The sequence below is a fragment of the Achromobacter sp. Root170 genome, from assembly GCF_001428165.1.
Taxonomy (GTDB): Bacteria; Pseudomonadota; Gammaproteobacteria; order Burkholderiales; family Burkholderiaceae_B; genus Achromobacter; species Achromobacter mucicolens.
In genome coordinates this window covers 96,754-122,982 of sequence record NZ_LMHN01000018.1, presented here as the reverse complement: position 1 = coordinate 122,982, position 26,229 = coordinate 96,754, and the positions used below count along the sequence as shown (strand labels likewise).

General features: G+C 66.4%; 27 protein-coding genes. 4 read left to right on the top strand and 23 right to left on the bottom strand.

The window, feature by feature from the left end:
- Positions 1-156 precede the first annotated feature (156 nt).
- Complete coding sequence (locus tag ASD87_RS23640; RefSeq protein WP_056327230.1) at positions 157-969, top strand: LacI family DNA-binding transcriptional regulator; 813 nt, start codon at positions 157-159, stop codon at positions 967-969.
- Positions 970-975: 6 nt separating this feature from the next.
- On the opposite strand, the gene ASD87_RS23635 is transcribed toward ASD87_RS23640, so the two are convergent.
- The 10 genes from ASD87_RS23635 to ASD87_RS23590 form a co-directional block, all read right to left on the bottom strand.
- Positions 976-1,704 carry a tetratricopeptide repeat protein gene (locus ASD87_RS23635; RefSeq protein WP_056327229.1) on the bottom strand — a complete coding sequence of 243 codons (729 nt, stop codon included), beginning with the start codon at positions 1,702-1,704 and terminating at the stop codon, positions 976-978.
- Positions 1,701-2,339 carry a lipoyl(octanoyl) transferase LipB gene (lipB, locus tag ASD87_RS23630; protein ID WP_056327227.1) on the bottom strand — a complete coding sequence of 213 codons (639 nt, stop codon included), beginning with the start codon at positions 2,337-2,339 and terminating at the stop codon, positions 1,701-1,703. The genes ASD87_RS23635 and lipB overlap by 4 nt, the downstream gene beginning before the upstream one ends.
- A 12-nt stretch (positions 2,340-2,351) precedes the next feature.
- Entirely contained in the window at positions 2,352-2,624 is a 273-nt protein-coding gene (locus ASD87_RS23625; protein ID WP_056327226.1) for a YbeD family protein, read from the bottom strand.
- Between the two features lie 132 nt (positions 2,625-2,756).
- A complete protein-coding gene (locus ASD87_RS23620) occupies positions 2,757-3,623 on the bottom strand; it encodes a D-amino acid aminotransferase (protein WP_056327224.1) in 867 nt (288 codons plus the stop codon).
- Positions 3,624-3,756: 133 nt separating this feature from the next.
- On the bottom strand, positions 3,757-5,019 hold the full coding sequence (locus ASD87_RS23615; RefSeq protein ID WP_142052305.1) for a D-alanyl-D-alanine carboxypeptidase family protein: 1,263 nt from the start codon (positions 5,017-5,019) through the stop codon (positions 3,757-3,759).
- Between the two features lie 152 nt (positions 5,020-5,171).
- A complete protein-coding gene (locus ASD87_RS23610; RefSeq protein WP_056327219.1) occupies positions 5,172-5,825 on the bottom strand; it encodes an alpha/beta hydrolase in 654 nt (217 codons plus the stop codon).
- A gap of 102 nt (positions 5,826-5,927) precedes the next feature.
- A complete protein-coding gene (locus ASD87_RS23605) occupies positions 5,928-6,530 on the bottom strand; it encodes an ABC-type transport auxiliary lipoprotein family protein (RefSeq protein WP_056327217.1) in 603 nt (200 codons plus the stop codon).
- A gap of 5 nt (positions 6,531-6,535) precedes the next feature.
- The gene (locus ASD87_RS23600; protein WP_056327214.1) at positions 6,536-7,483 is read right to left on the bottom strand and encodes an MlaD family protein; all 948 of its coding nucleotides are present in this window, start codon (positions 7,481-7,483) and stop codon (positions 6,536-6,538) included.
- Positions 7,470-8,309, bottom strand: coding sequence for an ABC transporter ATP-binding protein (locus ASD87_RS23595; RefSeq protein WP_056327212.1), 840 nt, complete (start codon positions 8,307-8,309; stop codon positions 7,470-7,472). Before ASD87_RS23595 ends, ASD87_RS23600 begins: the two co-directional genes overlap by 14 nt.
- Entirely contained in the window at positions 8,309-9,439 is a 1,131-nt protein-coding gene (locus tag ASD87_RS23590; protein WP_056327209.1) for an ABC transporter permease, read from the bottom strand. Before ASD87_RS23590 ends, ASD87_RS23595 begins: the two co-directional genes overlap by 1 nt.
- Positions 9,440-9,532: 93 nt before the next feature.
- Here ASD87_RS23590 and ASD87_RS23585 point away from each other — a divergent pair, with 93 nt between their 5' ends.
- The 3 genes from ASD87_RS23585 to ASD87_RS27235 are packed head-to-tail and all read left to right on the top strand — an operon-like array spanning position 9,533 to position 11,364.
- A complete protein-coding gene (locus ASD87_RS23585) occupies positions 9,533-10,384 on the top strand; it encodes a biotin--[acetyl-CoA-carboxylase] ligase (protein ID WP_056327207.1) in 852 nt (283 codons plus the stop codon).
- A complete protein-coding gene (locus ASD87_RS23580) occupies positions 10,381-11,187 on the top strand; it encodes a type III pantothenate kinase (RefSeq protein WP_056327205.1) in 807 nt (268 codons plus the stop codon). The genes ASD87_RS23585 and ASD87_RS23580 overlap by 4 nt, the downstream gene beginning before the upstream one ends.
- A 12-nt stretch (positions 11,188-11,199) precedes the next feature.
- Positions 11,200-11,364: a hypothetical protein gene (locus tag ASD87_RS27235; protein WP_174245407.1), complete on the top strand. Its 165-nt coding sequence runs from the start codon at positions 11,200-11,202 to the stop codon at positions 11,362-11,364.
- A gap of 20 nt (positions 11,365-11,384) precedes the next feature.
- Here ASD87_RS27235 and ASD87_RS23575 read toward each other — a convergent pair whose 3' ends face one another.
- The 13 genes from ASD87_RS23575 to ASD87_RS23515 form a co-directional block, all read right to left on the bottom strand.
- Complete coding sequence (locus tag ASD87_RS23575; protein WP_056327204.1) at positions 11,385-12,674, bottom strand: 3-deoxy-D-manno-octulosonic acid transferase; 1,290 nt, start codon at positions 12,672-12,674, stop codon at positions 11,385-11,387.
- Between the two features lies 1 nt (position 12,675).
- Positions 12,676-13,713, bottom strand: a complete 1,038-nt coding sequence (waaC, locus tag ASD87_RS23570; protein WP_056327202.1) for a lipopolysaccharide heptosyltransferase I — start codon at positions 13,711-13,713, stop codon at positions 12,676-12,678.
- 137 nt (positions 13,714-13,850) lie between these two features.
- Entirely contained in the window at positions 13,851-14,723 is an 873-nt protein-coding gene (locus ASD87_RS23565; RefSeq protein ID WP_200952227.1) for an NAD-dependent epimerase/dehydratase family protein, read from the bottom strand.
- Complete coding sequence (locus ASD87_RS23560) at positions 14,720-16,579, bottom strand: nucleoside-diphosphate sugar epimerase/dehydratase (RefSeq protein WP_056327199.1); 1,860 nt, start codon at positions 16,577-16,579, stop codon at positions 14,720-14,722. Before ASD87_RS23560 ends, ASD87_RS23565 begins: the two co-directional genes overlap by 4 nt.
- A gap of 87 nt (positions 16,580-16,666) precedes the next feature.
- Positions 16,667-17,269, bottom strand: a complete 603-nt coding sequence (locus tag ASD87_RS23555; protein WP_056327197.1) for an acetyltransferase — start codon at positions 17,267-17,269, stop codon at positions 16,667-16,669.
- Positions 17,270-17,454: 185 nt separating this feature from the next.
- On the bottom strand, positions 17,455-18,504 hold the full coding sequence (locus ASD87_RS23550) for a glycosyltransferase family 4 protein (RefSeq protein WP_056327195.1): 1,050 nt from the start codon (positions 18,502-18,504) through the stop codon (positions 17,455-17,457).
- A 22-nt stretch (positions 18,505-18,526) separates the two neighbouring features.
- Positions 18,527-19,654 (bottom strand): non-hydrolyzing UDP-N-acetylglucosamine 2-epimerase, encoded by a 1,128-nt coding sequence (gene wecB / locus ASD87_RS23545; RefSeq protein ID WP_056327194.1) that lies wholly within the window; start codon positions 19,652-19,654, stop codon positions 18,527-18,529.
- On the bottom strand, positions 19,647-20,657 hold the full coding sequence (locus ASD87_RS23540; RefSeq protein ID WP_056327192.1) for a polysaccharide biosynthesis protein: 1,011 nt from the start codon (positions 20,655-20,657) through the stop codon (positions 19,647-19,649). The genes wecB and ASD87_RS23540 overlap by 8 nt, the downstream gene beginning before the upstream one ends.
- A gap of 19 nt (positions 20,658-20,676) precedes the next feature.
- Entirely contained in the window at positions 20,677-21,543 is an 867-nt protein-coding gene (locus ASD87_RS23535) for an SDR family oxidoreductase (RefSeq protein ID WP_056327190.1), read from the bottom strand.
- Position 21,544: 1 nt separating this feature from the next.
- A complete protein-coding gene (locus tag ASD87_RS23530; protein WP_056327188.1) occupies positions 21,545-22,786 on the bottom strand; it encodes a glycosyltransferase family 4 protein in 1,242 nt (413 codons plus the stop codon).
- A complete protein-coding gene (locus tag ASD87_RS23525; protein ID WP_082586417.1) occupies positions 22,783-23,844 on the bottom strand; it encodes a glycosyltransferase in 1,062 nt (353 codons plus the stop codon). Before ASD87_RS23525 ends, ASD87_RS23530 begins: the two co-directional genes overlap by 4 nt.
- Before the next feature lie 63 nt (positions 23,845-23,907).
- Positions 23,908-25,170, bottom strand: coding sequence for a hypothetical protein (locus tag ASD87_RS23520; protein WP_056327184.1), 1,263 nt, complete (start codon positions 25,168-25,170; stop codon positions 23,908-23,910).
- The gene (locus ASD87_RS23515; RefSeq protein WP_162256806.1) at positions 25,157-26,215 is read right to left on the bottom strand and encodes an acyltransferase; all 1,059 of its coding nucleotides are present in this window, start codon (positions 26,213-26,215) and stop codon (positions 25,157-25,159) included. The genes ASD87_RS23520 and ASD87_RS23515 overlap by 14 nt, the downstream gene beginning before the upstream one ends.
- Positions 26,216-26,229: the final 14 nt, after the last annotated feature.

Sequence of the window (26,229 nt, the reverse complement as noted above, 5' to 3'; positions counted from 1 at the left end):
GGGACACCTTCGTGACCGGCGCGCAAAGACGGCCGGGTCTGGGAGAAAACAGGCATTTTACCCCTCACGGCCCGATCCGCCGCGGGAACGTCCCGCGCCCCGGCGATGCCCAGCCCTGGGTTATCGTCTGGCCTGACGCATTTCCTGTCTTTTGCCATGCCCTGCCTGCCCTCGCCCGCCCCGATTGCCGTGATTGCCGCCCGTCTGGATGCCGGCCCGACCGCCCGCGCCCTCCAGGCGTGCAGCGAGCGGCTGGCCCCCGCCGGCTACTACCTGGCGGCGGCGCCCTGGCACGACGCCGCGGCGCTGCCGCTGCTGGAAGCGCTGCGGCCAGCGGCCGCCCTCGTCGTCGGTCCCCTGGACAACGCCGCGCTGCGCGCCACGCTCGCCGCGCTGGAGATTCCGGTCGTCGAGACCTGGAGCCTTTCGCCCCAGATGCTGGACAGCGCCGTGGCGATCGACAACGCCGAGGCCGGCCGCATCGCGGCGCGGCACCTGGCCGAAAAGCGCCACTTGCGCGTCGCCTGCATCAGCGCCGACACGCCCTGGGAGCGCGCCCGGCGCGAAGGCTTCGTCGGCAGCGCCGCCGCGCTGGGCCTGGAACGGGTCGCCGACATCGTGCAGCCCGAGGTCCAGCACATGAACGACGGCCGCATGGCTTTTCTGCGCTTGCTGGCCACCAACACGATCTTCGATGCGGTGTTCTGCACGTCCGACCTGCTGGCGGCCGCCGCCGTGTCGGAAGCGCACAACCGCGACCTGCAGGTGCCGCAGGATCTGGCCGTGCTGGGGTTTTCGGATGACGGCAGCGCCGTGCAGTGGGTGCAGGGCCTGACCACGCTGGGCGTGGACGCCGCCGAACTGGGCCGGCGGGCCGGTCAGCTGCTGTTGGACCGGCTGGAAGGCGAACGCGGCGCGGGCCAGCGCGACATGATCGATGTGGCGCTGGACCTGCGGCTCAGCACCTGATCCGCGTCAGTCCGCGACCTCGTACAGGGCAGGAAAGCCGCAGTCCTGCAGCATGCCGTTCGCTTCCTTCAGGAACGCCTGCGTGGCGGTTTCGGGCACGCGCACGAGCCACGCGACGGCGTCTTCCTTGCGGCCCTGCAACAGCAGCATGCGGCCCAGGTGGAACATGCCCCGGAAATCGCCGCCCTCGGCGCAGCGCCGATAGCAGTCGAACGCGCGTTCCAGGTCTTGCGGGACTACATCGCCCGCTTCGTGATAGCGGCCCACCACGCCAATCGACTTCACGTGGCCGGCTTGAGCAGCCTGCTGGTACAGCGCCAGCGCCGCGGCCTGATTCTGCGTGACGCCGCCGCGGCCCGTGCGCAGCATGTGCGCGTAGTTGTACATGCCCCAATCCAGGCCCGCGTCCGCCGCACGCCGGAACCAGTAGGCCGCGACCGTATCGTCGGCCGCCACACCCCAGCCGTTTTCATAGCAGCGCCCCACCATGTTGATGGCCATGGGGTGATCGGCGTGCGCCGCGCGCTTGAACCACGACAGTCCCTCGGCGGGTTGGCGTTCGACGCCCACGCCGTCCAGCAGCATCTGCCCGTAGATCGTCTGCGCCTCGGTCAGCCCCAATTCGGCTGCCGCGCGGATCCAGGCGGCGTAGTCTTCGGCCGGCCCGGTTTCTCGCAGGCGCGCCAGCTGTTCGGGCGTGGTCGCGGCGACCTCGGCGGCCGTATAGGTCTTCACAATGCGTTCCTTCGGCAATTCCAGGCGTACGCCAGATTCTGCGCCAGCGCATCGCCCGCTTCGGTGGGAGAGCGCCGCACGCCACAGGCCGCCATATCGACGGTGCGCAAGCCTTCGTAGCCGCACGGATTGATGCCCAGGAAGGGCGCCAGATCCATGTCGACGTTGAGCGAGACGCCGTGATAGGCCCGCCCGTTGCGGATCTTGATGCCCAGCGCGGCGATCTTGGCCAGCTCGCCGCCGGCGGGATGGGGCACGTAGACGCCCGGCGCGCCGGGCTTGCGACAGGCCCCGGCCACGCCAAATTGCGCGAGCGTGTCGATGACGGCGGACTCCAGCAGCGACACGTATTCCTTCACGTACATGTCGGCGCGGCGCAGGTCAAAGAGCGCGTAGGCCATGACCTGCCCGGGGCCGTGATAGGTCACCTGACCGCCGCGGTCGCAATGCACTATGGGAATGTTGCCGGGGTTGAGCACGTGCTCCGGCCGGCCCGCCTGGCCCAGCGTGTAGACCGGCGTGTGCTCGCACAGCCAGATTTCATCTGGCGTGCCGGCGTCGCGCTGACTGGTGTACGCCTGCATGTCCTGCCAGACCGGCTGGTAGTCCACCGGCCGCGCGAGCCACTTGATCACAGCGGTCTTGCCTTACAGGACGATGGACACCATGGGATGGCCATGCAGCGCCCGGTACAGCGCGTCGAGCTGCTCGCGCGAGGTCGCGCGCACGGTGAAGGTCAGGCCAAGATAGTTGCCGCCCTTGCTGGGGCGCATTTCGACGGTCGCGGCGTCGAATGCCGGATCGAACTGCAATACGACCTCGGTCAGCGTCTGCGCAAAGTCGGGATGGTGCTTGCCCATGACCTTGATGGGAAAGTCGCTGGGATATTCGATCAACGAATCTTCGGGCGGAATGTGCATGATGTGCCTAAAAAGAGTTGCCCCTGAATATTCTTATATGGGGGCAAGCGGCGCGCCGGCAAGTGCCGGCGGGCGCCGCCGGGGCGGGCGGCCGACCCGCAGGTATCGCAAGCGGGCCGCCCCGCGCCGGGACTACAGCGCGGCGATGCGGGCATCATAACCCGCACGCAATTGCTCAAAAACAGGGCCGGGCTTGCCCGATCCGACCGGTTTTCCGTCCAGCGAAACGATGGCCAGCACTTCCTTGGTGGCGGACGACAGCATCAGCTCGTCGGCCTGCTCCACCTCGGCTTGCGAGATCCGGCGGGACTCGAACGGGATGCCGGCCTCGGCGGCCAGTTCACCCATCAGGCCGTAGCGGATGCCTTCTAGGATCAGGTTGTTCTTGGGCGGGGCCAGCAGCTTTCCGCCGGACACGACCCAGATATTGGTGGACGCGCCTTCGGTCAGGTAGCCGTCGCGGAACTGCAGGACTTCGTCCACCTGCGCATCCACGGCCTGCTGCTTGGCCAGCACGTTGCCCAACAGGGACACGGACTTGATCTCGCAGTGCAGCCAGCGTTCGTCGGGGATGCTGATGGCGGACAGGCCCTGTGCGCGTTGCGCGGCCGTCGGCGGCGACCAGGCCGCGATCATGCCGAACACCGTGGGGGTGACGGCCGGCGACGGGAACGGATGGTCGCGCTTGGCCACGCCGCGCGTCACTTGCAGATAGACGATGCAGGTGTCCAGGTTGGAGCGGTCCAGCAACTGCTCGATCAGATTGATCCACCCGCTGCGGTCGAACGGCTGCGCGATGCGCAAGGCGGCCAGGCTGCGGTCAAGACGGTCAAGGTGTTCGGCCATGCGGAACGCATTGCCCTGGTACACGGGGACGACTTCGTAAATGCCGTCGCCGAAAATGAAGCCGCGGTCCAGGACGGAGACCTTGGCCTCGTCCATGCGCAGGAATTCACCGTTGAGATACACCTGGCTTTCGCCCGGCACGCCCGGAATCATGAGGCACTCCTGAATTTGAAATGGAACAGGGACGAGCCGCGCGGCCCGCCCCCGAAGAATGCAAAACGGGCGTTTCGCGCACGAAACGCCCGCTGCTAGCTTACACCCGCGGCCCCAGCCGCGGTGCGCCGATTTACTGGAACCAGCGCTTGACGGTGTCGACCATGCGGCCAAAGAACCCGGCGCGCTCGACGGCGTCCTGCACCACCAGCGGTTCGGTGCGCAGCACCTTGCCGTCCAGCGTGAACTGCAGCGTGCCGACCTGCTGACCCTTGGCCAGCGGCGCGATCAGCGGATCGGTGCGCTGGGCAACCGGCTTCAAGTCGCCGGCCTTGCCGCGCGGCACGGCGATCGACACCGGATTGGGCGGACCCAGCTTGACGTTTTCGGCAGTGCCTTCCCAGACGCGGGCGTCGATGCCGGGCTGGCTCTTGTCGAACAGCTTGACCGTGTCGAAGTTCTGGAAGCTCCAGTTCAGGAGCTTCAGGCTTTCTTCGGCGCGGGTGGCTTCGCTGTCGGTGCCCACCACGACCACCAGGATGCGGCGGTCGCCGCGCATGGCCGTGGAGACCAGGCAGTAGCCGGCCGAGTCGGTATGGCCGGTCTTCATGCCATCGACAGAGGGGTCGGCCCACAACAGGCGATTGCGGTTGGGCTGCGTGATCTTGTTGTAGGTGTAGCTCTTCTGCTTGTAGTAGTGGAAGAAGTCCGGGTGATCCGTGATGAGGTGCGCGGACAGCGTGGCCAGATCGCGCGTGGACGTCACGTGCTGGGGATCGGGCAGGCCCGTGGCGTTCATGAAGTGCGTGTTCTTCATGCCCAGGCGCTCGGCCTCCTGGTTCATCAGCGCGGCAAAGGCGGATTCGCTGCCGCCCACGGCTTCGGCCAGCGCCACGGAGGCGTCGTTGCCCGATTGCACGATCATGCCCTGGTTCAGTTCGTCCACCGTGACCGGCTTGCGCGGCTCGATGAACATGCGCGAGCCGCCCGTGCGCCACGCGTGCTCGGACACCGGCACGGTCTGCTCCAGCGTCAGGCGCTTTTCGTCCAGCGCGTTGAACACGACGTAGGCCGTCATGATCTTGGTGAGCGAGGCCGGCTCGACCTTCATGTCCGGGTTGGATGCGGCCAGCGTCTGGCCGCTATTCACATCGATGACGATCCAGGCCTTGGCCGCGATGGTGGGAGCCGGGACGGCCGACACGTCGCCAACAGGCACTGCACCCGAGGGCGACGGCGCCGGGGCCGTCGCGGCCGGCGCGGCGGCGGGTGCGGCTGGCGCCTGCTGCGCCCACGCCGGCAGTGAGGCCGCCAGCATCGCTGACAACACGGCGCCCGAGATCAGGCGGCGGGTAAAGACAACGGGGGATTGAGCGGAGTGAGGCAATTTCTTCATCGGCAACGTGGGTCCAGGAATGACGCCCGCCGGCGCGGGGCAAGTGGCTGACAATTATAGGCAGTCGATCAGACCCATCCCGGCCGCGCAGGGTTCCCTGCGCGCCTAAAACATGCAACCTGATGCAACCTGCCGCGGCGGCAAGGCCCGTTTCAGTCCAGCGCGACCTTCAGGCGGGCCTGCACCAGCTGACGCAGCACGAGCAGCTTGCCGTGGAAAAAATGCGAGGCGCCCGGCACCACCACGACCGGAATCGAGCGCGGCCGCGCCCAGTCCATGGCTTCGGACAACGGCACCACCTCGTCTTCTTCGCCATGCACCATCAGCGTGTCGTCGGGCACCTGCACTTCGTGCGATTGGAAGCGGTTGACCGCCGGCCCCATCAGCATCAGCGCCGACGGCAGGACGGCGTCGCCCTGTTCGGCCAGCGCGGCGTAGGTCTGCGCGGCGACCGCCGTGCCAAACGAGAATCCCGCCAGCACCCACGGCGCCTGCGCCAGCTCGGGGTGCAGCTCGCGCATCTGCGCCACGACGGCCAGCATGTCTTCGGTTTCGCCGACGGATTTGTCGAACACGCCTTCGGAGTGGCCGACACCGCGGAAGTTGGGACGCACCGCCACCAGGCCGTGCTGCACGCAGGCGCGCGACAAGGTCGTGACCACCTTGTTCTCGCGTGCGCCGCCCTGCAGCGGATGCGGATGCAGCACCAGCGCCCAGCCGCGCGGCGCGTCGGCGGGCCAGTCGATGGCGCAATCGATACGGCCGGCGGCGCCGACGAAAGCGTGGGTTTCAGTGCGTGCGGACATGGCGGGACTCAACGTGCGGAAAAAGGAACGATGTTAACCGCCCGGCCCGCGCGGCGAAATCCGGGTCAACCGTCAACGGCGCGCGCAAGCGCGAGCCCGAGCTCACTTTCCGCGCGCAGCGGCAGGCGGTCGCAGCGTCGCCGCCAGCCATTGCGCAAGCTGGTCGCTGGCCTCGTCGGTAGCCTGGCGCAGCGCGGCCACGCCGCCTGCGGCATCCTGCGTGGGCGCGGGCGCGGCCACCATGATGCGCTTCTGGTCCACGACCTCGCGCCCGTTCAGCAGCACGGCTTGCAGCAGCAGGCGTCCCTGGCTCGACTGGCCGTCCTCGGTGAACACCTGCTCGAACTGCGCCAGCGACACCTGCAATTGCGGCGTCTGCAACGTGACGCGGTCGCCCAGCACAGCGCCCTGGCGCGACAGGCGATCGGTGATGCGCTGGCGCACCAGCTCGGCGGGCGAGGCCGCCCAGCGATAGGTGGCGTACGACCGGGGCGCGGCGCTGTCGCCCACGCGCCAGATCATGCCGGTGTCGGACAGCCCCGGCGCGGCCTGGAACGACAGCGCGATCGGATCGCGCGCCGGCAACGCAGGCACCGGCCGCGCGTCCAGCCCCAGGTCGAACAACTGGGGCGGCGCGTCCACGCGGCCGATGCCGCAACCGGCCAGGGCCAGGGTCAGGATCAGAATGGCGCTGCGCATCTTCATGGGATCTATCTCCGGAATCCGGCAAAGCCGGGTTCGCCGGGTCCCGGCGCAATGGGCGCGGGACCGAACAGGAACGATTGCGGCGTGCTGTCCACACGGCGCAAGGTGGTGGTGGCGCCCCGTGCGGCCGTGCTGACATCGTTGGCCATGGTGGTGAAGGCCGGCAAGGTCTCGCCATCGAGCCGCGCGGCGGCCAGCGCGATGTCGTTCAGGCTGCGGGTGGCGACGGCCAGCGGGCCGTCGGGCGCGTTCAATCGCGCGAGCGACTGGCGGGCCTGCTGGGCCAGGTCGCCGATCTCGCGCGCGGCGCGGTCGGCCTGGCGCGAGGTGGTGTTCAAGGAATCCATCAGCGGACCGAGCTTGGCCAGCGTGGGCGCCAGATCACGGGTGGCGTCCTTCAGGGACTGCGAGATGTCGGTGGCGTTCTGCAGGCTGGCCGTGAGGGCCTGCACGTTCTGTTCGCTCAGCACGCGCTTCAATTGCTCCGTCGCCACCTCGACGTTGGAAATCAGCTTGTCGCCGCGCTTTTCGATGCGGTCCAGAAAGCCCGGACGCAGCGGAATGGCGGCCGGATGCTCGGCCGTGGACGTCAGGCGCTTGAGCGACGAGCCGTCATCGCGCAGGTCCACGTTGGCCATGCCGGTCACGCCCTGCACGCCCAGTTCGGCCCAGGTCGATTCGGTGATCGGCGTGTTGGGGGCCACGCCAATCCGGATGCGCACCTGCCCCGGCTTGTCGGGATTGAGCGCCAGCGACTGCACGCGGCCCACGGGCACGCCCTGGTAGCGCACGGCCGATTGCGGATTCAGGCCGGTGACGGCCGTGGCCGAAATGATTTCGTATGGCTGCAATTGCGTCCGGTCGCGGCCGATCCAGATGGCCGTCAGCGTCGCGGCAGCCAGCAGGACCAGCGTGAAGATACCGGCCATGAGCGCATGACTACGGTTTTCCATGGTGCATTCCCTTCGGTGCCAAATCTCCCAGCGCGCGCAAGCCGCGCTCGCCCAGGAAGAACGTATGAATGAACGGGTGATCGAACTTCAGGACTTCAGGCACCGTGTCGCAAATGATCACCCGTTTCTCGGCCAGCACGGCCACGCGCGTGGCCAGCGCCAGCAGCGTGTCCAGGTCGTGCGTCACCATGACGACGGTAAAGCCAAGCTGCCGGTGCAAACTGCGCACCAGGTCGACGAATTCGTCGGACCGCAGCGGATCGAGCCCCGCCGTGGGTTCGTCCAGGAACAGCAATTCCGGGTCCAGCGACAGCGCGCGCGCCAGCGCCACGCGCTTGACCATGCCGCCGGACAGGTCCGAGGGACGCTTGTCCGCATCTCGCGACGACAGGCCCACCATCGCAAGCCGGCACATGACCACGTCGCGCACCAGGTCTTCGGGCACCGTGCGCAATTCGCGAAGCGGCAGCGCGACGTTGTCGAACACCGACAGCGCCGAGAAAAGCGCGCCCGCCTGGAACAGCATGCCCCAGCGGTATGACAGGCGCCGGCGTTCGCCCGGAGACAGTTCCGAAAGCGTATGCCCCAGCACCTTCACGGTGCCCGCGGCCGGCACGTCCAGTCCGATGATCTGCCGCAGCAGCACCGTCTTGCCCGTGCCCGAGCCGCCCACCAGCACCAGGATTTCTCCGGGAAACACCGTCAGGTCCAGGTTCTCGTGCACCACGTGATCGCCGAAAGCCGTGCGAAGGCCGCGCACGGTGATGACCGGCTCGACGGTCACGCCCTCTTCGGTAAACAGCCGGTGCTGCGCGGCGCTATTCATCAGATGCCCACCGTGCTGAAGATGACCGCGTACACCGCATCCAGCAGAATCACGCCCGTGATCGACGTAACCACGGATGTCGTGGTGCCGCGTCCCAGGCTTTCGGTGTTGGGCTGGATGCGCAGGCCGAAGTGGCAGGCAATGAGCGCGATCAGGATGCCGAAGGTCACGCCCTTGAGCATGCCGATCCAGTAATTGGTCAGCGAGATCGCATCCGGCAGCGATTGCAGGAACCACTGCGCGGACACGCCCAGCTGCGCCATCGCCGCCAGCATGCCGCCCAAGAGCGCCATGGCGCTGGTCCACAGCACCAGCAGCGGCATCGTGACCGCCAGCGCCACCACGCGCGGCAGGATGAGGCGCTGGCCGTGCGAAATGCCCATCACCAGCATCGCGTCCAGTTCCTGCGTCACGCGCATCACCCCGATCTGCGCCGTAATCGCGGATCCCGACCGGCCGGCCACGAGGATCGCCGCAAGCACCGGTCCCAGCTCTCGCACGATCGAGACCCCCAGGAGGCGCACGATGAAGCGGTCGGCGCCGAACATCTGAAGCTGCTGGGCCGACAGGTAAGACAGCACCACGCCGATCAGAAAGCCCACCAGCGCCGTGATGCCCAGCGCCTGCGCGCCGGTCCGGTACACCTGCGCGGAAATCTCGCGCCACGGGCCCAGCCAGGGCCGGCGCAGCATGGCGCCGACATCCAGCACGAGCTGGCCCAGCATGATAAGCAGCGCCTTGCCGTTTTCGGCGGCCTGCAGGACCGCGCCGCCCGTGGCGCGTACCCACGACCATGTCTCGGGCTTGGGCGCCGCCGCGGGTGTCTCGCCCTTGTTCATCGCCAGCGTGTTGAAGACATCCTGCTGCCCGGCGCCCCAACGCACGCGCTCGGGCAGTTTCTCGCCCCAGGCCTGCCAGATGATCAGCGCGCCGATGGTGTCCAGCCGGTGGATGCTGTGCATGTCCCACCGGGCGCCGTCCTTGGCCGCCTGTGCGAGGGCCGCGCGCCTGCGTTCGACCTCGCCCGACTCGGCCAGCGCCAGGACGCTCCAATCGCCGCCCACGTGGCAAACCCCGCCTTCGTATCGAAAAGGCGCGGCGGCGGTCGCAAGCAGTGCGGAATGCGGCATGTCGTCGGGGTACCGATGCAAAATGTATCGCCAATCATAAACGCTGGGGCCCCGCAGCCGCGAGCGCGGCCTGCGTGCCCTACAATCGCGGCCATGCCCGCACCCGTTTGCCCCATCGACCTGCCCGCCCCGGAAACGCTTGCCCGGACGCTCGCGGACCGCCTGCCCGCCTTCCAGGACATTGCCTGGACCCACAGCACCGGATCGACCAATGCCGACCTGCTTGCGCGCGCGCGCTCGGGCGCCGGCGCGGGCAAGCCCTGGCTGCTGGGCACGCATCTGCAGGAGACCGGCCGAGGCCGCGCCGGCCGCCCGTGGCAGAACCGCTCGGGCTCCACGCTGATGTTCTCGTGCGCATTCGACGTGCACCTGCCGGCCACGCAACTGGCCGCGTTATCGCCGCTGGCCGGCGTGGCCGCCTGCGAGGCGCTGCGCACCGTCGCCGGGCCCGAGCCGCGCGGCCTGTGCATGAAATGGCCCAACGACGTCCAATGGCACGACGCCAAGCTGGCCGGCATCCTGGTGGAAACCACCCGCAATCCGGGCGGCCGCGACGCCGGATACACCGTGGTGATAGGCATGGGCGTGAACCTTATCGATGCGGCCGAGCTGTCGCTTGCCCTGGGCCGCGAGGTCGCGGACTGGACCCAGGTGCAGGCCGGCGCCGCGCACGCGGCTGCGGCTGCCGACCTGGTCTGCGCCAGCGCCACGGCCTGGCACGAGGCGGTCCGCACGCTCGAACGCGAAGGCTTCGGCGTATTCCGGCAGCGTTTCGACCAGGTGGACGCCCTGGCGGGCCGCAAGGTGAACGTGCTGGACAAGGGCGCTATTCTTCTAAGCGGCACCGCCTGTGGCGTGGACGATCAAGGCCGCCTGCTGGTGCAAACGCCCGAGGGCGCCACACCGATCTCGGTCGGTGAAATTTCGATTCGACGCCAAGCATGATTATTCTCATCGACTCCGGCAACAGCCGACTCAAAGTGGGTTGGCTGGACGCCAGCAATCCGGACATGCCGCGCGAGCCCGCGGCCGTCGCCTTCGACGGCCTGGACCTGAACGCGCTGGATGACTGGCTGGCCGCCCTGCCGCGGCCGCCGCTGCGCGCGTTGGGCGTGAACGTCGCCGGCGCGGCGCGCGGCGACGCCATCGCGGACATCCTGAACAAACACGGCTGCGCGGTCACCTGGTCGCTGTCACAAGCAACGACGCTGGGTCTGGTCAACAGTTATCGCACCCCCACCCAGCTGGGCGCCGACCGCTGGGCATCGCTGCTCGGCGTGCTCTCGCGCCTGCCGGGCACGCATCCGCCTTTCGTGCTGGCCAGCTTCGGCACCGCCACCACCATCGACACCGTCGGACCGGACAACGTCTTCGCGGGCGGCCTGATCCTGCCGGGCCCGGCCATGATGCGCACCTCGCTTGCGCACGGCACGGCCAACCTGCCCATCGCCAACGGCCAGGTCGTGCCCTACCCCACGGACACGCACGAGGCCATCGCCTCGGGCATTGCCGCGGCCCAGGCCGGCGCCGTCGTGCGCCAATGGCTGGCGGGCCGCCAGCGCTACGGCCAGACGCCGCAGATCTACGCGGCCGGCGGCGGCTGGCCCGAAGTGCATCAAGAAATCGAACGCCTGCTGGCCGATGCGGGCGGCGCGTTTGGCGCGACGCCCGTTCCCGTCTACCTGGACCATCCCGTCCTGGACGGGCTGGCCGCCGTGGCGCGCGCCACGTTGAACACCTCTTTCTGACGAAGGTACGGCATGCGCGTGCTCTTCATCCTGATCCTGCTTGCGAACCTGGGCGTTTTTGCGCTGGGACAGGGCTGGCTGGGCGCCCGGCCCGAGGACGAGGGCCGGGACGCGCGGCGGTTCAGCCAGGAATTGAACCCCGGCGCCGTGACGCTGACGCCGCGCAAAACGCCTTAACTAGCGCCTTGACGAACGCCTTACCGGCGCGCGGCCGGCTCGCCCAGCCAGGGCGCCAGCGCGGCCATCGTGCGCGCCGTGGCGCCGGCGTGCTGGTCGAACCAGGCCCTGGCCGCCTTGCTCGCCTGCCGCCTGCCGGCCGTATCGCTTAGCAGCGCCATCGCGGCGTCCACCGCTTGCACCGGATCCGCCGCGCGGCGTGCCGCGCCGGCCTCGATGGCATCCTCGGCCGCCTGCTTGAAATTGAACGTATGCGGCCCGACGATCACGGGCACGCCCGCCGCGCAGGCTTCGATCAGGTTCTGGCCGCCCAGCGGCGCAAAGCTGCCCGCCACGATCGCCACATCCGAAGCCGCGTAATAAAAAGCCATTTCGCCCAGCGTGTCGCCCAGCAGCACGGCGGTATCCGGCGATGCGGCGGCGCCCGCCGAGCGCCGTTCGAACGGCACTTTCGCGTTCGACAGCAGCCCCGCCGCTTCGTCAAAACGCTGCGGATGCCGCGGAATCAACAGAAAGAGCGGCGCGCCCGGTGCAACCGCGTGGCGCTTGATGGCCGCGATGAACGGGGCGTCCTCGCCCTCGCGCGTGCTGGCCACGGCCACCACGGAACGTCCCAGATGCGCGCGCCAGGCGTGTCCTGCCTCGACCTGCGCGGCCGGCAGCACAAGGTCAAACTTGAGATTGCCGGTGATCTGGGCCGCGGGCGCCCCAGCCTGCGCCAGCCGGCCGGCATCTTCCGCCGTCTGCGCCAGCACTTTGTCCAGACCCGCCAGCGCCTCGCGCATCACGCTGCCCATCCGGCGCGCCTGCCGTAGCGACGACGCGGAATAGCGCGCGCTGACGAGCGCCATGGGCACCTTGGCCTGCCGGGCCGCTGCCAGCAGATTCGGCCAGATCTCGCGCTCCATCAGCAGACCGCAGCGCGGACGGTGCGCCGCCATGAAGCGGCGGGTCGCGCCCGGAAAATCGTAGGGAAGCCAGGCTTGGCGCAGCTGTCCCTGGGCGATTGCGTCCTTGAAAAGGCGCTCGCCCTCGGCGCGGCCCGTCGCCGTCGTGTGCGTCAGCAACACAGGCAGGCCTTGCGCCAGCAACGCGTTCAAGAGTGGCAGCGCGGCCCGTGTCTCGCCCAGGCTGACGGCATGCACCCAGACGGGGTCGTCCGGTGACTGCGAGGCGGGCTCGGCGCGGCCGAAACGCTCGGGAGAAAAGATTTCCCAGCGGCCGCCTGCGCGTTTGGCGCGGCGGGCCATCCACAGCCAGATCAGCGGCGCGAGGGTCCGCAGCGCCAGCGTGTAGACGCCGCGGTTCATGTCACTGCGCGGCGAGCGCCTGCTCGACCGAGGCCATGACGGCCTCACGCGACGGCGAGGCGCCGCGGTCGCCCAAGCTGGCGGTGTAGTTGGATCCGACCAGCGGGGTGCGTACCGGCGTGGATGCGCGGTAGATGCCGATCGTGGGACGGCCCAACGCGGCCGACAGATGCGTGAGGCCGCTGTCCAGCCCCACCATCAGGCGCGCGCCGGCAAGCAGCTTGGCCACCGCGGTAAGGTCCATGCGGGGCATCACCTCGGCCCCTTCCATGCCGGCCACCAGCAGCTGGGCGCGTTCGGCTTCCTGTTCGTTGCCCGCCAGCAGCTTGAGCGTGCAGCCGGCCTCGCGCAGGCGGCGGAACACCACGCGCCAGTCCTCTTCGGGCCACAGCTTGTCGTCGCGGCTGGCCGACGGCATGATCACCGCATAGCCGCGGTCCGTGTCCAGGTGGTGCAGCCGGGGCAGCTCGGCGGCGTTCAGGCCGCTGCTGCCCACTTCCACGACCGGCTCGGGGGCCTGCGTGGCCTGTCGCGCAAAGGATTGCAATCCAAAATCCGGCAGGCCGGCGTGCTGGTAGCCGAACGTCAGGCCTGCCAGCTTGCGCTGCCGGATCACGGCGGGCTGCCAGAACTCGACGCGATGACGCACGTTGTAGAACAGCGAGGCCAGCGGTTCGCGCGCCGACCGCCAGTCCAGCCCGTGCTTGACGCCCTGCGTCTGGCGCACCAGCCAGGCCGATTTCAAGAGGGCCTGCATGTCCAGGACGACGTCGTAGCGCACGGCGCGCAGGCGCTCGCGCAGCGCGCGGCGCTCGGCCCGCACCTGGGCGGACCACCACGACTTACGCCAGCGCCGGTGCGCGACCTTGATGACTTCGTTGACGGCGGGATGCCACGTCGGGATCTCGGCAAACGCTTCCTCGACGACCCAGTCGATCTGCGCGTCCGGCACATGCCGGGCGATATCCGTGATCGCCGGCAGCATGTGGACGAGATCGCCCAGGGAAGACGTGCGGACAATGAGAATGCGAGTGGGCATCAAGAAGAATGCAATGGTTCAGGCCGTGTGCAAGCGTCGATCACGGTTGCTTGGACCAATTGAAAGGCAATGGAAAATCCCGCGAATTCCGGCAATTTACAACAAACCGCCGGATCCATGCGCGCCCGGTGCCTTGCCTAGGGTTCGAACTTTGATGGCCGATAGCCCAGGTCGCGCTGAGCGTCGTCATGCGCGAACACCAGGTCTTCGTTCATGCGTTCGGCCATGCCGACCGACCAGTGCCGGTAGCGCGGCACGAGGCGCACGCCGGCCAGCGCAAGCTTGAAGATGCCCAGCGGCACGGTCAGGATGCGCGGGCGCTTGCCCATCGCCGCGAACACCCGGGCCACCATCTGCCGGTATTGCAGGGTTTCGCCGCCCGACAGGTTGTACGCCTGATTGGCCGCCGCCGGCGCGGTAACGGCCGCAACGCTTGCCGCCGCGATATCGGCGGCCTTGACGGGCTGCCGCAGCCCGCGCGCGGCGCCAAACACCGGGAACATGCCGAACCGGCGGATGAAACGGGCAATTTCGGAAATGTTGCCGTCGTGCTCGCCCCCGTAGATCAGGGTCGGACGCAGGATCACGTACTCGACGCCGGCCGCTTCAGCCCAGGCGATCAGCGCGGCCTCGGCGTCGATCAGCTTGCGCGCCAGGGCCTGTTCGGATTCAACCGAAGACGACGTCTTGGTGAACCGGCTGGTCGAGGACAGGGCGACGATTCGCTTGGCCCCGCTGGCGCGCAGCGCGTCGAAATACTGCGGCAGGATCCAGATGGGCGCCAGCGACACCCATACCGGAATGTCTTGTTCGCCAAACACCGACTCCGGCTTGCCGCCGGCCTCGGGAAGCGCGCGCCACTGGACGCCATCGTCCGCGGACGCGGCGCGCCGGCGGGAATAGGCGATGGGCGCGAATGATTGGGCCTTCAGTTCGCTCAGCAGCGCGGCGCCCACCAGGCTGGTCGCGCCCAGCACGCCCACGCGACGCGTATCGGTGACGGCCATCATGACGAGGCCTCCGTGCGCGCGGAAACGTCCGCCATCGCTCCGGACCCGGCCTCATGCGCCTTGGGCGTGTACTCCGGCACCCATCGCAACAACCCGGCGCGCACGACTTCGTCGCTGTAGGTCTTGCTGCTTTCGAGCCATTCGGTCAATTCACGCAGGAACGCCGGCGGCACGGGCCGCGAGCGGGCGATGCGCAACTTGGTATGCGGCGTCGGCCGCGTCTGTTCGCAATCGGCCAGCAATTCTTCATAGAGCTTTTCGCCCGGCCGCAACCCGGTGAACTCGATCCGGATCTGCTCTTCGTCGTACCCCGACAGGCGAATCATGTTGCGTGCCAAATCCACGATCTTGACCGGATACCCCATGTCCAGCACATGGATCTCGCCCCCGTCTCCCATGGCGGCCGCCTGCAGCACCAGCTGCGCGGCTTCGGGAATGGACATGAAATAGCGGGTGATGTCAGGATGCGTGACCGTCACCGGCCCGCCGTGCTGGATCTGCTGATGGAATTTCGGGATGACGCTGCCGGTGCTGCCCAGCACGTTGCCAAATCGGACGATGCCAAAGCGCGTCCCGCCCTTTTCGGCCTGGAAGGCCTCGCACACCATCTCGGCCAGGCGCTTGGTTGCGCCCATGACATTGGTGGGGTTGACCGCCTTGTCGGTGGAAATCAGGACGAAGCGTTCAGCCTTGTGCCGCTGCGCGCACTGGGCCACGACCAGCGTGCCGCCCACGTTGTTGCGCACTGCCTGCCACGCGTTGTCGACCTCCATCAGGGGGACATGCTTGTACGCGGCGGCGTGGAAGATCACCTGCGGCCGGTAGCGCGCAAAGATCTCGTCCATGCGGTCGGCGTCCTTCACGTCGCCCGCCAGCGTGACCAGGCTGACGCCCGGCCAATGCGTGGAAAACCATTGTTCGATCTTGTAGAGCGCGTATTCGCTCGTTTCGACCAGCACGACGCGCGCCGGCGCAAAGCGCACGAGCTGATGGCAAAGCTCGCTGCCGATCGACCCGCCGGCCCCGGTCACGAGCACGGTGGTGCCCCGCAACAGAGTGCTGACGTGGGCCGAGTCGATCTCAACCGGGTCGCGGCCCAGCAGATCCTCGATCTCGACAGGCCGCATCTGGCTGATGGCGACGCGTCCGCTCATCAAGTCGTCCACCTCGGGCAGCACGAAGACCTGCGCGCCCGAATGCACGGCCAACTCCGTCACGCGGCGCTTGACGTCGGCCGCCGCGCCCGGCATGGCCAGGATGATGTGCCGCGCCTTGAACTCCTGCAACACGCTGGGCAGGCGATCCAGCGATCCCACGACGGGATAACCGCCCAGTTCCCGCCCCCACTTCTTGGGGTTGTCGTCGACCAGCGCGACGACCTGCCAGTCCGGGCTGCGCTCAAGTTCGCGCACCAGCGAAGCGGCGCGCATGCCCGCCCCCACCAGCACCACGGGTTTGCCTTGGGCGATCAGGCCGCCGTACAGCCGGTGCTCCTTCCACATCCGCCACGCCGCCCGGCCGCCGCCCATGAACAGGAGCAGCAGCAGCGGGTACAGCAGGAACAGCGAGCGGGGAATCGAAAACGAGGGGGGAACCAGGTTGGCGACGATCAGCAGCGCGATCGCCGAGACCGCCACGGCCTTCAGGACGCGCTTCAGGTCGGGCAGGCTGGCGAAGAGCCATATGCCGCGATAAAGACCGGCCCAACGGCAAGCGATCGCGTGCACGATCAGCAGCAGCGGCAGGCCGAACAGCATCTGGTTGCCATAACCCACCGGCCATTCGAAATTGAAGCGCAGTAGAAAGCCCCCCACCCAGGCGACGAGGGCCGCCAACAGGTCGAACAGAAACACCATGAGGGAACGAAAAGCGATGGGTAATGGCACGGTTTACGTCCAGCGACGTTCAGTTAAAGGATTGACAACAAATTCGGACAAGGCGAATCAATTGCTCAAAGCGGTTCCCGGGGGATACACCGTGTCCGGGGGAACGACCACGCCATAGCCCGCGCAGCAGCCCGCCTGAAGCCACGCGCCGGCGCCGACTTTCACGCCGCCGGCCAGATGCACGCCGGTGCCCAGGTGCGCATAGTTTTCCAGATGGGTATCGTGATCCGCGGTGCTGTGCGCGTTCAGGATGGACCCCGAGCCAATATAGGCGCTCGCACCCACCATCGCCATCGCCAGGATCGCGGTTCCTGCCTCGATGGTGGCGCTGGGACTGACGCAGGCCGCCGGATGAATCACCGTCGCCAGGGGCAAGCCCGCGGCTTCGATCGCCTTGACCCAGCCGGCGCGCAACGCGTTATTGCCGACTGCCGCAATCGCCTGGGCCTGATCGGCCGCCAAGCCGCTCAGGCTGCTCAGGCTGCTCAGGCTGCTCAGGCCCGCCAGATTGGACACGACCTTGCGGCCCGCGCTCTCCTGCAAGGCGGGCCAGCGGTCGTCCACAAACAGGATTTCCTGCCAATGGCCGCTGAGCTCGGCGGCCTCGGCCACCGCGCGTCCGTGCATGCCCGCCCCGATAATCACTAGCGATCTCGCCATCGTCTCTTATTGTCCCTTTTTGTCACCCCAACCGAGCGGCATCTGCCGGAAACTCATGCCGCTCGTCATTGTGGGCGTTTGGTCTTCGTGGTCTCAATCCAAGACTCGAAATGAAAGTGTAGCAATACGGCCGGCAATCAAGCGGACCGGGAAAAACACATAACGGAGGTTTCCTCAGTGCCGTCTTATGACGCCTGCGGATGGTGCCCGGGGTTCTCGGGCACGCCCGCCTTGCAGCCTATCGCAAGCGCCAGCAAAGGGCCATACGCCAAAGGCACGCCTGCCAGCGGCGAGAGCCAGCCGCGCGCCACGCAAAGCGCGATGGGGAACAGCCAGAACACATTCAACGCAATCACCGTCAGCAGAACCGGCTTGTGCGCGCCGAAGCGTCGCGTGGCGTGCTGGTACGCGTGCATGCGATGCGCCAGATAGACGCGCTCCCCGCGTCCAAGCCGCCGCAAGAGCGTCCAGGTTGCATCCACGGCAAAGACGCCCAGCAGGATCAGCCAGGCCCACAACAAGGCCGGTTGCTGCCACGCGCCGTGCAGCGCCAGGCCACCCAGGACGATTCCCAGAAAGCTGCTGCCGGCATCGCCCATGAAAATGCGCGCCGGCGGGAAATTCCACAACAGAAAGCCCGCCACGGCCGCAGCCAGCAGCAGGGGCGCGACGATGGCGCCTTCGTGTCCGGTCAGAACGTAGATCACGCTTGCCCCGACCGCCGCGCAGATCGCCTCCGACGCAGCCAGGCCGTCGATGCCATCCATGAAGTTGTACAGGTTGAGCAGCCAGACCAGCGCAAAAACACCCAGCACGCTTGCCACGGCCGCCCAGAACGCGGACGCCTGGCCCAGCGCTTCCGCGGGCAACCCGCCAAACCAGGCCATCAGCCAGGCCGCGCTGCCGAAATGAACCAGCAGCCGCCAGCGGACCGCGACATGGCCGCGGTCGTCCAGAAATCCGATGATGGCCACGGCCGTGCCCGCTCCGCCCAACGCCACCGCGGTCACCGCGGGCAGCAGGCCCAGCCAGACGAGCACCGGCAGGCCGAGCAGAAAGCTCAGCACAAAGGCCACGCCGCCGCCACGCGGGGTGGTGACCACATGCGAACTACGGCTGTTCGGGACGTCAAGCAGCCTGCGGCTGGCCAGGGCATACCGGCGCAGCGCGCCGGTAAGTACCCAGGCCAGACCCAAGGCCGCCGCCAGAATGCACCAGAAAATCACTGTAGGCATGATTCAGCAGTCAGGTGACGGTTCAGGATTTCGACCACACAGTCCGGTTCACATAATCCGTGTAGCTCAACACCACGCGCACGACCTGCTTGGAGACCGGGCCGCCTTCGTAGTCCTTGACCACGGGAATCACGCGCTCGCCGCGGCGATGCTGGCTGGTGACCACGCGAACCGCGTCAGCCACCCGCTCGGCCTTCAGGCCGCTCATGATCAGCGTGCCCTCGTCCATGCCTTCGGGACGCTCGTGCGCATTGCGCACCGTGATGGCCGGCAGGTTCAGCAGCGAAGCTTCTTCCGTGATCGTGCCGCTATCGGACAGCACGCAGAATGCGCCCATCTGCAGCTTGATGTAGTCGAGCAGGCCAAACGGCTTGACGAAGCGGATGAGCGGATGGTCCAGCGCGTCACCCAACGCCTCCAGGCGCTTGCGGGTGCGCGGGTGCGTCGACACGATGATCGGGTACTCGTACGTGTCGGCCAGGTGGCGCAGCGTGTCGAGCAGATCGCGCAGGTTCTGCGGCGTGTCCACGTTTTCTTCGCGGTGCACGCTGACCAGGAAGAACTTGTCTTCGGTCAGGCCTTCGCGCGCCAGCACGTCCGACTTCTGGATGTCGTCCATGTAGTACGCCAGCACTTCCTGCATGTGCGAACCGGTCTTGATGATCGTCTCGGGACGGATGCCTTCGGCGATCAGGTAGCGGCGCGCATGCTCGGTCAGGACCATGTTGATGTCGCTCAGGTGGTCGAGCACCTTGCGGTTCAGCTCTTCGGGCACGCGCTGATCGAAACAGCGATTGCCCGCCTCCATGTGGAACACCGGAATCTTGCGGCGCTTGGCGGCGATCACCGCCAGGCAGGTGTTGGTGTCGCCGTACAGCAGCAGCGCGTCCGGCTTTTCCTGTTCGAAGATCTCGTCGGACTTGATGATGACGTCGCCGATCGTCTTGGCTGCGGTATCGCCCGCTGCGCCCAGAAAATAATCCGGCTTGCGAATCTGCAGGTCGTCGAAAAACACCTGATTCAGTTCGTAGTCGTAATTCTGGCCGGAATGCACCAGTACATGATCGACCTGCGCATCCAGTTCCGCGATGACGCGGCTCATCTTGATGAGTTCCGGACGCGTGCCGACCAGCGTCATGACCTTAAGCATCGATCTGCCCCCGGATGTATTCCAGATTCAACAGCAACTTCTTCACACCTTCGACATCCAGCCGCTCCGTGTTGTGCGACGTGTAATCGTCCAACTCGGAAATCTCGGTTTCGCCTTCGACGAAATACTTCTTGTAGTTCAGATCCCGGTTATCGGCGGGAATCCGGTAATAGCGGCCCATGTCTTCGGCCTTTGCCATTTCCTCGCGCGAAATCAGCGACTCGTACAGCTTTTCACCGTGCCGCGTGCCGATCACCTTGAGCGGGCTGTCACCGCCAATCAGTTCCTTGAGCGCAACCGCCAGGTCGGCGACGGTGGAAGCCGGCGCCTTCTGCACAAAGATGTCGCCTTGCTTGGCGTGCTCGAACGCATGCAGCACCAGGTCCACCGAATCCTCGAGCGACATCAGGAAGCGCGTCATGTTGGGATCGGTGACGGTAAGCGGTTCGCCCGTCTTCAGCTGGCTGATGAACAGCGGAATCACCGAGCCGCGCGAGGCCATCACGTTGCCGTAGCGCGTCGCGCAGATCACCGGACCGTTATTGACGGCGACGCGGGACTTGGCCACCACCAGCTTCTCGGCCATTGCCTTGGAGATGCCCATGGCGTTGATCGGGTACACGGCCTTGTCCGTGCTCAGCACGACCACGCGTTGCACGCCGGCTGCAATCGCCGCGTTCAGGACGTTCTCCGTGCCGAGCACGTTGGTCTTGACCGCTTCCATGGGATAGAACTCGCAGGACGGCACCTGCTTGAGCGCGGCCGCGTGAAACACATAGTCCACGCCGATCATCGCCTGGGCGATGCTGTCGTAATCGCGCACGTCGCCGATGTGGAACTTGACCTTGTCGTCGGCCAAGGCAATGCGCATGTCCTCTTGTTTTTTTTCGTCGCGGCTGAAGACGCGGATCTCTCGCACATCAGTGGAAAGGAAACGCTTGAGCACCGTATGTCCAAAGGACCCGGTGCCGCCGGTAATCATGAGAACTTTATTGTCGAACATAAATTAACCATTCAATCCGTTAGGGAACCAGGCGATGCGCGTGCATTTCACGAATCAATTCCGGCCACGAGGGAGGCACATAACCCGTCGCCTGCAAGAGGCGCGTGGCATCCAGCGACCGGTCGATCTTCAATTGATCGTCTGCAATGATGTCGATGTCCTTGCCATACACCTGCGCCACGAGCTTCAGAAGCGAATACTTGTCGATCGGCGCAACGGCGCAGTGATACAGGCCGTGCAGCTCGGGGCGGGGAATCACGAAGTCCTTCATCACCCGCGCCAGCTCGGTGGTCGGCAGGCCGGAAAACACGGCGCGCGTGAATCCCTTGACGGGGCCCGGTTGCGACAGGAACCAGTCCACCAGCGCCACATTGCTGCCCAATTCGTGACCGATGATCGACGTGCGCAGGGTGATGGCGTTGACGTCGGACGTCACCTCGCCAATGTACTTCGACTTGCCATAAAGGTCCTCGGCATCGGAGGGATCCGATTCCAGGTACATCCCTTTGCGGCCATCGAACACGCAGTCGGTGCTGACGTGGATCAGGCGGGCCGACGCCAGCGCGCACAGGCGCGACAGCCGGTGCGGCAGCATGGCGTTCACCGGCAGCGCCGCCAAGGGATCCTTGGCATCGGCAAGCTGCTTGATCAAACCGACACAGTTGATGACCACGTCCGGCTTGACCCGGGCCATTACCGTCACGAGGGAATCATTATCCAGCACGTCGACGCCGGTCAGCAGATTATTGCGATGGCGCTCATCGAAATGGCGCAGGCCAGCCGCACCGCGCAGCGTCCCGTACGTCTCGAATGCCGGATCGTCGCTGAAGCGCGAAAAAACCGCGCTACCCAGCATGCCCGTTACCCCTAGAACCAAAATTTTCATGCTAAGCCTTCTCTTTCAATTCGAGTTTCTCAGAAAGAATACTCACTAATCGGTCGACCTGACGGGTTATCTCATAATGCTCAAGGTAGAACCGGCGGCCGGAGGCGGCAAGCGCCTCGCGCTCGCCCTCATTCATTGCGCGCAGGCGTTCTATGCAATCGGCCAGACCATCCGAATCCTCGGCGGCGCATACCAGTCCGGCGCCCGCATCACGAATGACCTCGGCGCCCGCCCCGTCCAGCGCGCCGATGATCGGTCGGCCCGCGGCCAAATACGCCTGCACTTTGCTGGGAATCGTCTGCGCCAGGATCGCGTCCCTATTTAAAGTGACCAGCAACGCCCCCGCCCTGTCAAAGATATGCGGCATCTGATCGTTGGGGAAGCGGCCGGCGAGCACCACATTGGATAAGCCTTCTCGCTCCACCTCGTCGCGGACTCGCCCCAGCATGCTGCCGCTGCCCACCAGCACGATTCTGGAATCGTTGCGCCCTTTGAGCTTGCGCGCGGCGGCAAGGATTGTATGCAGCGATTGGGCAGTCCCAAGGTTACCTGCAAAGACGACGCAAAAATTATCCTCCAGCGTGGCCAGCAGGGAGGCCGGCAACGTGCAAGGCTTCAGTGGCGTTGCGCGGGGATCGGGACTTGAATTGGGGTAGTAGACGATCTTGCTGTCAGAGGCCAGACGTGCAACGGGCTCGCGGAATGCCTTGGACTGCACGAGCAGCAGCGATGCGGCCCCATATATCGCCCGTACCATCATCCCCACGCCGGCAAGAATCGTGCGATTTCGCACGAAGCCGGTCGCGCTCAGGCTTTCCGGCCAGAGATCCTGAATCCAGATCGCCAGCGGCAGCCTCTTGCGCCATTTGAGGTAAATAGCCGGGATTACCGACGTGATCGGCGAAAATGCCACCGCCAGGACGACATCGAAATCCTTGTGCCCGACAGCCCGGTAACCATGGCGCAGCCCGTTTACGACAAACGACAGGTAATTGAGGACCAGATTCTTGCCGCCGCCCGCGCGCCGCGTGCGCAGCGGCACCCGATGAATCACGGTGCCGTCATCCCACTGCTCGTTCGTGCAACCCTCCTCGGTGTAGCCATCGAAGATCTTGCCGTCCGGATAGTTGGGCTTGCCGGTCAGCACTTCGACCACATGCCCCTGCGCCGTCAATGCGCGCACGAAGTCGTTGATGAAGAACTGTTCCGGCCAGAAATACTGGCTGACGATCAGGATTCTCACGAGGCGCTCGCTCCCGAGGAGTCGCGGAGCCGGGCCCAGAACTGGGCAGGCGTGTCGGGCGCCACAATTGGGCTAGGCACGGCGAGCTGGCGGCGCACCGCCCTTGCGATTGACGTGGCCGAGCCCGGATCGAACGTCTGGACGGGCACGCACACGTCGCGCACATAATCGAGCTCGGACGCCACGATCGGCAGGCCGGCATTGGCGGCCTCGATCAACGGCAGGCCAAACGATTCGCCGAACGACGGGAACACCAGCGCGCCTGCCTGCGCATACAGCGCCGCCACGCCTTCACGCGTCAGCTCGCCCCGGTTCTCGACCCGCAGCCCGTGGCGGTCTGCCACGGCCAGAAGTTCCTGCGCCAAGACCTTGTCCCGAGGGCCCAGGGTCAAAACAAGCGACGGACGCAAACCGTCCTCGGCCAGCAGCCGCCAAGCTTCGAGGAGGCGCCGATGATTCTTGTGCGCCACGCCGTCGGCCACATAGACAAAATCCCACTGGCGGGTCCGCTCTGCCTGCGCTGCGGGATCGCCCACGGTGATGTCGGCCACGAAAGGCGCGATCCTGACGGGCGGCACGCGCTCGGCGGCACCAAGCCAATCCAGCACCTCGCGGCGCATGGTCGGCGTCTGAACCACGTATTCCGAAACCCGATGGCGGAAACACCGCCCGATTGTCCGCTCGAAGATCAGGCGCAGCCGCGTGGGCAGCGGAAACTGCGACAGCCGCACCCCGCGCAGGTAATTCCGGTTCTGCAGGAACACGACGACGCGCGCGCGCGAAGGCAGCACCGGCGGCAGGCCATGAAAGCAGAAAAGGATGGCGTCTGGTCCCGCGGCCCGGCGCGCCGCGAATTCTCCCTTCAGGCGGGCCAGCGCCGTCGGCGCCACCCAATGCACGGCAGCGCCCTCGGGAATCTGCACCCGCGGTTCGTTGCGGGCATCCAGAAAAAGACGCAGCGGCGAACCGGCCGGCCAGGCGCCCAAAAGCGCCTGCAGCAGCACAAGGCCGCCGCCGGTATGCACGTTGGGTGCGTATAAGACGACTTCTACAGCCATTTTGATTAGTAGCTTATGGGCATGGATATGCGGGAACCGGCGTTGCCTGCGGGCAAGCCAGCGTCAGAGCCCCTCCAGGATCTTGCCAAAGCGCTGCGCGATCCGATTGCCGCTGAATGTATCGCGGTAGGCCTGATTGCACCAATCGGTCCCGTCCTTGCGCAGCACGTGGTCCACGGCGCCCTCGACCGCCTTCTCGATATCCTCGACCTCGGACGGGCGGGCGTGCCAGCAGCCAAGGTGCTTCATTGCGTCCTCGGAACCGCCCGGCGGCGTCAGGCCCACGATGGGCGTATCCGCGCCGATGTAGTCGGACAGCTTGCTGGGCAGGAACAGGTTCTGGCGCACATTGGCTTCGATCAGCAGCAGAATGTCCGCGTCGTACATCTGCTCCAGCGATTCGACGAACGACACATTGCCGACGGCGCGCACGGTGCCCTCCGGCAGGCTCATGGCGGCCTCGGTGGCAAGCATCTCGGGCGGCACCAGGCCGATCAGCTCGAGGCAGAGCACGCCGCGCAGGTCCGGCCGCCGCTGAAACAGGCGTCCCAGTGCCTGGAACAGCGGTTCGGGCGAGCGGCGGCCGTACAGCACGCCCACATAACGCATGACGATGCGATCGTTCCTTGCTTTCGGCCGCTGCGGGAAGAGGGCTTCATCGAAAGCATGGGGAATCACATCGGTGCGCCGGCGGACGGATTCGGGCTGCCCCTGCATCATCAGATCCAGGGAATATCGCGAGCTGTGCACGATGAAATCGGCCGCCGCCACCGCGCGCGGCTCGTGCCGGGCGTTCCACAGCTTGGTCAGCCGGCTGACCTCAAGCGGATTGCCCGCCCAGGGGTCGCTGAACTGTGCCAGCCACTTCACGTTGCGCCGCGCCTTCTTCACGCGCGTCATCACGGCGTTGACCGAATGAAACGGCGACCAGGTCATCACGGCGTCGTACTGGCTCAGATCCATGTCCATGAGCTTGCTGTACGCGGATTCGCGCAGCACGGTCATCAGGTCCGGCACGCGATCAAGCTTGCGGATGGAAGACCGCACGAGGCTCATCAGGTTCTTCGCGGGCCGCAGCCGGTCGATCCGGCCGAACGTCTTCTCGGCGAACGGCAGCAGGCTGTGGTCCAGCGGCAATTCCGCGCAGAAGGAGTCCGCGCACACGACGTCGACGTCGTATCCGGACCGGGCAAGCGCGGCCATGGGCTTGTAGACCGCTGCCGTCATCTGCACCTGCATGGGCGGGAAGGCGTAGCTGACCAGCAGAATCCTGCCCTTGCGCGCGTTCGGATGGTCCATGGTGATCGAATCGTTATCCGGCAACACGGCTGGCTCCCGGAATCAGGCGAATCGCGGCCGCGATAACGCCGCAGATCAAAAACGTGCTGAGGGAAATCAACAGGATCACGAGCCCGGCAGGCAGGTGCTCCGTCGCAATGCGGATCGCGCTGCTGAAGCGAACATGCTCCAGCACCACCACATGCACGAAAAAGATGATGAAGGCGCGGTCGCTCAGCCATTTCGCAATCGCCGCAGACCGGGCCGACAGATCTACCGTCACGAACGCCAGAAACGCCGCGATCGACGCAATGACCACGTTAGGCGTGAAATAGACGTAGGCGCGTTCGACCGGCACGCCGGCCTTTTCGCTGAAGCGCCACGTCAGATAGAACGTGATCGCCGAGCAGATGGCATAGACGGCAATGCACGCCCACCGCGGGATGGCCTTGCGGTCAACGCCGGCCAAGAGGCCGCCCAGGATGAACAACCCGCCATACCCAAGAAAGCTGGTGAGCTGCATGATCCGCAGGACCGGCAGCGGCCAATACTGCGGCACGCTGGTGACGACGAACCAGATCACGAAGAAATAGACGCTCAGCGCCGGCCGGCTGCGCAGCACTTCGTAGATTGCCTGCAGGAAAGGCAGCAGGACATACAGCCCCACGATCATGTACACGAACCACAGGTGGTACATCACCGGCTCGGAAAACATCGCGAGCAGGCCCGCGCCGTAACTGCCCAGCGCACCGTTGCGGTACAGGAACGCGGCGCTCCAGAAGACCAGCGGGATGAACACCTTCAGCACCCGGCGCAGGATGTTGCCGGTCGAGACCACCTGCATCCCCGGGCGCAGCAGCATCGCGCCCGAAATCATCACGAACAGCGGCACCGCCACGCGCACGGCGGAATCCAGCGCGTTGGCCGACAGCCAGTCGGGCAACGGACTCTTGCCGAAGGCGTAGAACGCCGCGCCGCAAGAGTGAATCAGGATCACGCCATAGATGGCCACCACGCGGCACAGGTCCGCCCAGGCCGCTCTCTGTTTGCCAGGCACCGCGTCGGACTTCGGATCCGCAATCCTGGTGGTCAACGTATCCGCCGTTG

Bases quoted from the DNA above. Each gene is read 5' to 3' on its own strand.
- ASD87_RS23640 (WP_056327230.1), top strand. From the start codon at position 157: ATGCCCTGCCTGCCCTCGCCCGCCCCGATTGCCGTGATTGCCGCCCGT.
- ASD87_RS23625 (WP_056327226.1), bottom strand. From the start codon at position 2,624: ATGCACATTCCGCCCGAAGATTCGTTGATCGAATATCCCAGCGACTTT.
- ASD87_RS23620 (WP_056327224.1), bottom strand. From the start codon at position 3,623: ATGATTCCGGGCGTGCCGGGCGAAAGCCAGGTGTATCTCAACGGTGAA.
- ASD87_RS23615 (WP_142052305.1), bottom strand. From the start codon at position 5,019: ATGAAGAAATTGCCTCACTCCGCTCAATCCCCCGTTGTCTTTACCCGC.
- ASD87_RS23610 (WP_056327219.1), bottom strand. From the start codon at position 5,825: ATGTCCGCACGCACTGAAACCCACGCTTTCGTCGGCGCCGCCGGCCGT.
- ASD87_RS23605 (WP_056327217.1), bottom strand. From the start codon at position 6,530: ATGAAGATGCGCAGCGCCATTCTGATCCTGACCCTGGCCCTGGCCGGT.
- ASD87_RS23600 (WP_056327214.1), bottom strand. From the start codon at position 7,483: ATGGAAAACCGTAGTCATGCGCTCATGGCCGGTATCTTCACGCTGGTC.
- ASD87_RS23595 (WP_056327212.1), bottom strand. From the start codon at position 8,309: ATGAATAGCGCCGCGCAGCACCGGCTGTTTACCGAAGAGGGCGTGACC.
- ASD87_RS23590 (WP_056327209.1), bottom strand. From the start codon at position 9,439: ATGCCGCATTCCGCACTGCTTGCGACCGCCGCCGCGCCTTTTCGATAC.
- ASD87_RS23585 (WP_056327207.1), top strand. From the start codon at position 9,533: ATGCCCGCACCCGTTTGCCCCATCGACCTGCCCGCCCCGGAAACGCTT.
- ASD87_RS23580 (WP_056327205.1), top strand. From the start codon at position 10,381: ATGATTATTCTCATCGACTCCGGCAACAGCCGACTCAAAGTGGGTTGG.
- ASD87_RS27235 (WP_174245407.1), top strand. From the start codon at position 11,200: ATGCGCGTGCTCTTCATCCTGATCCTGCTTGCGAACCTGGGCGTTTTT.
- ASD87_RS23575 (WP_056327204.1), bottom strand. From the start codon at position 12,674: ATGAACCGCGGCGTCTACACGCTGGCGCTGCGGACCCTCGCGCCGCTG.
- waaC (WP_056327202.1), bottom strand. From the start codon at position 13,713: ATGCCCACTCGCATTCTCATTGTCCGCACGTCTTCCCTGGGCGATCTC.
- ASD87_RS23565 (WP_200952227.1), bottom strand. From the start codon at position 14,723: ATGATGGCCGTCACCGATACGCGTCGCGTGGGCGTGCTGGGCGCGACC.
- ASD87_RS23560 (WP_056327199.1), bottom strand. From the start codon at position 16,579: ATGGTGTTTCTGTTCGACCTGTTGGCGGCCCTCGTCGCCTGGGTGGGG.
- ASD87_RS23555 (WP_056327197.1), bottom strand. From the start codon at position 17,269: ATGGCGAGATCGCTAGTGATTATCGGGGCGGGCATGCACGGACGCGCG.
- ASD87_RS23550 (WP_056327195.1), bottom strand. From the start codon at position 18,504: ATGCCTACAGTGATTTTCTGGTGCATTCTGGCGGCGGCCTTGGGTCTG.
- wecB (WP_056327194.1), bottom strand. From the start codon at position 19,654: ATGCTTAAGGTCATGACGCTGGTCGGCACGCGTCCGGAACTCATCAAG.
- ASD87_RS23540 (WP_056327192.1), bottom strand. From the start codon at position 20,657: ATGTTCGACAATAAAGTTCTCATGATTACCGGCGGCACCGGGTCCTTT.
- ASD87_RS23535 (WP_056327190.1), bottom strand. From the start codon at position 21,543: ATGAAAATTTTGGTTCTAGGGGTAACGGGCATGCTGGGTAGCGCGGTT.
- ASD87_RS23525 (WP_082586417.1), bottom strand. From the start codon at position 23,844: ATGGCTGTAGAAGTCGTCTTATACGCACCCAACGTGCATACCGGCGGC.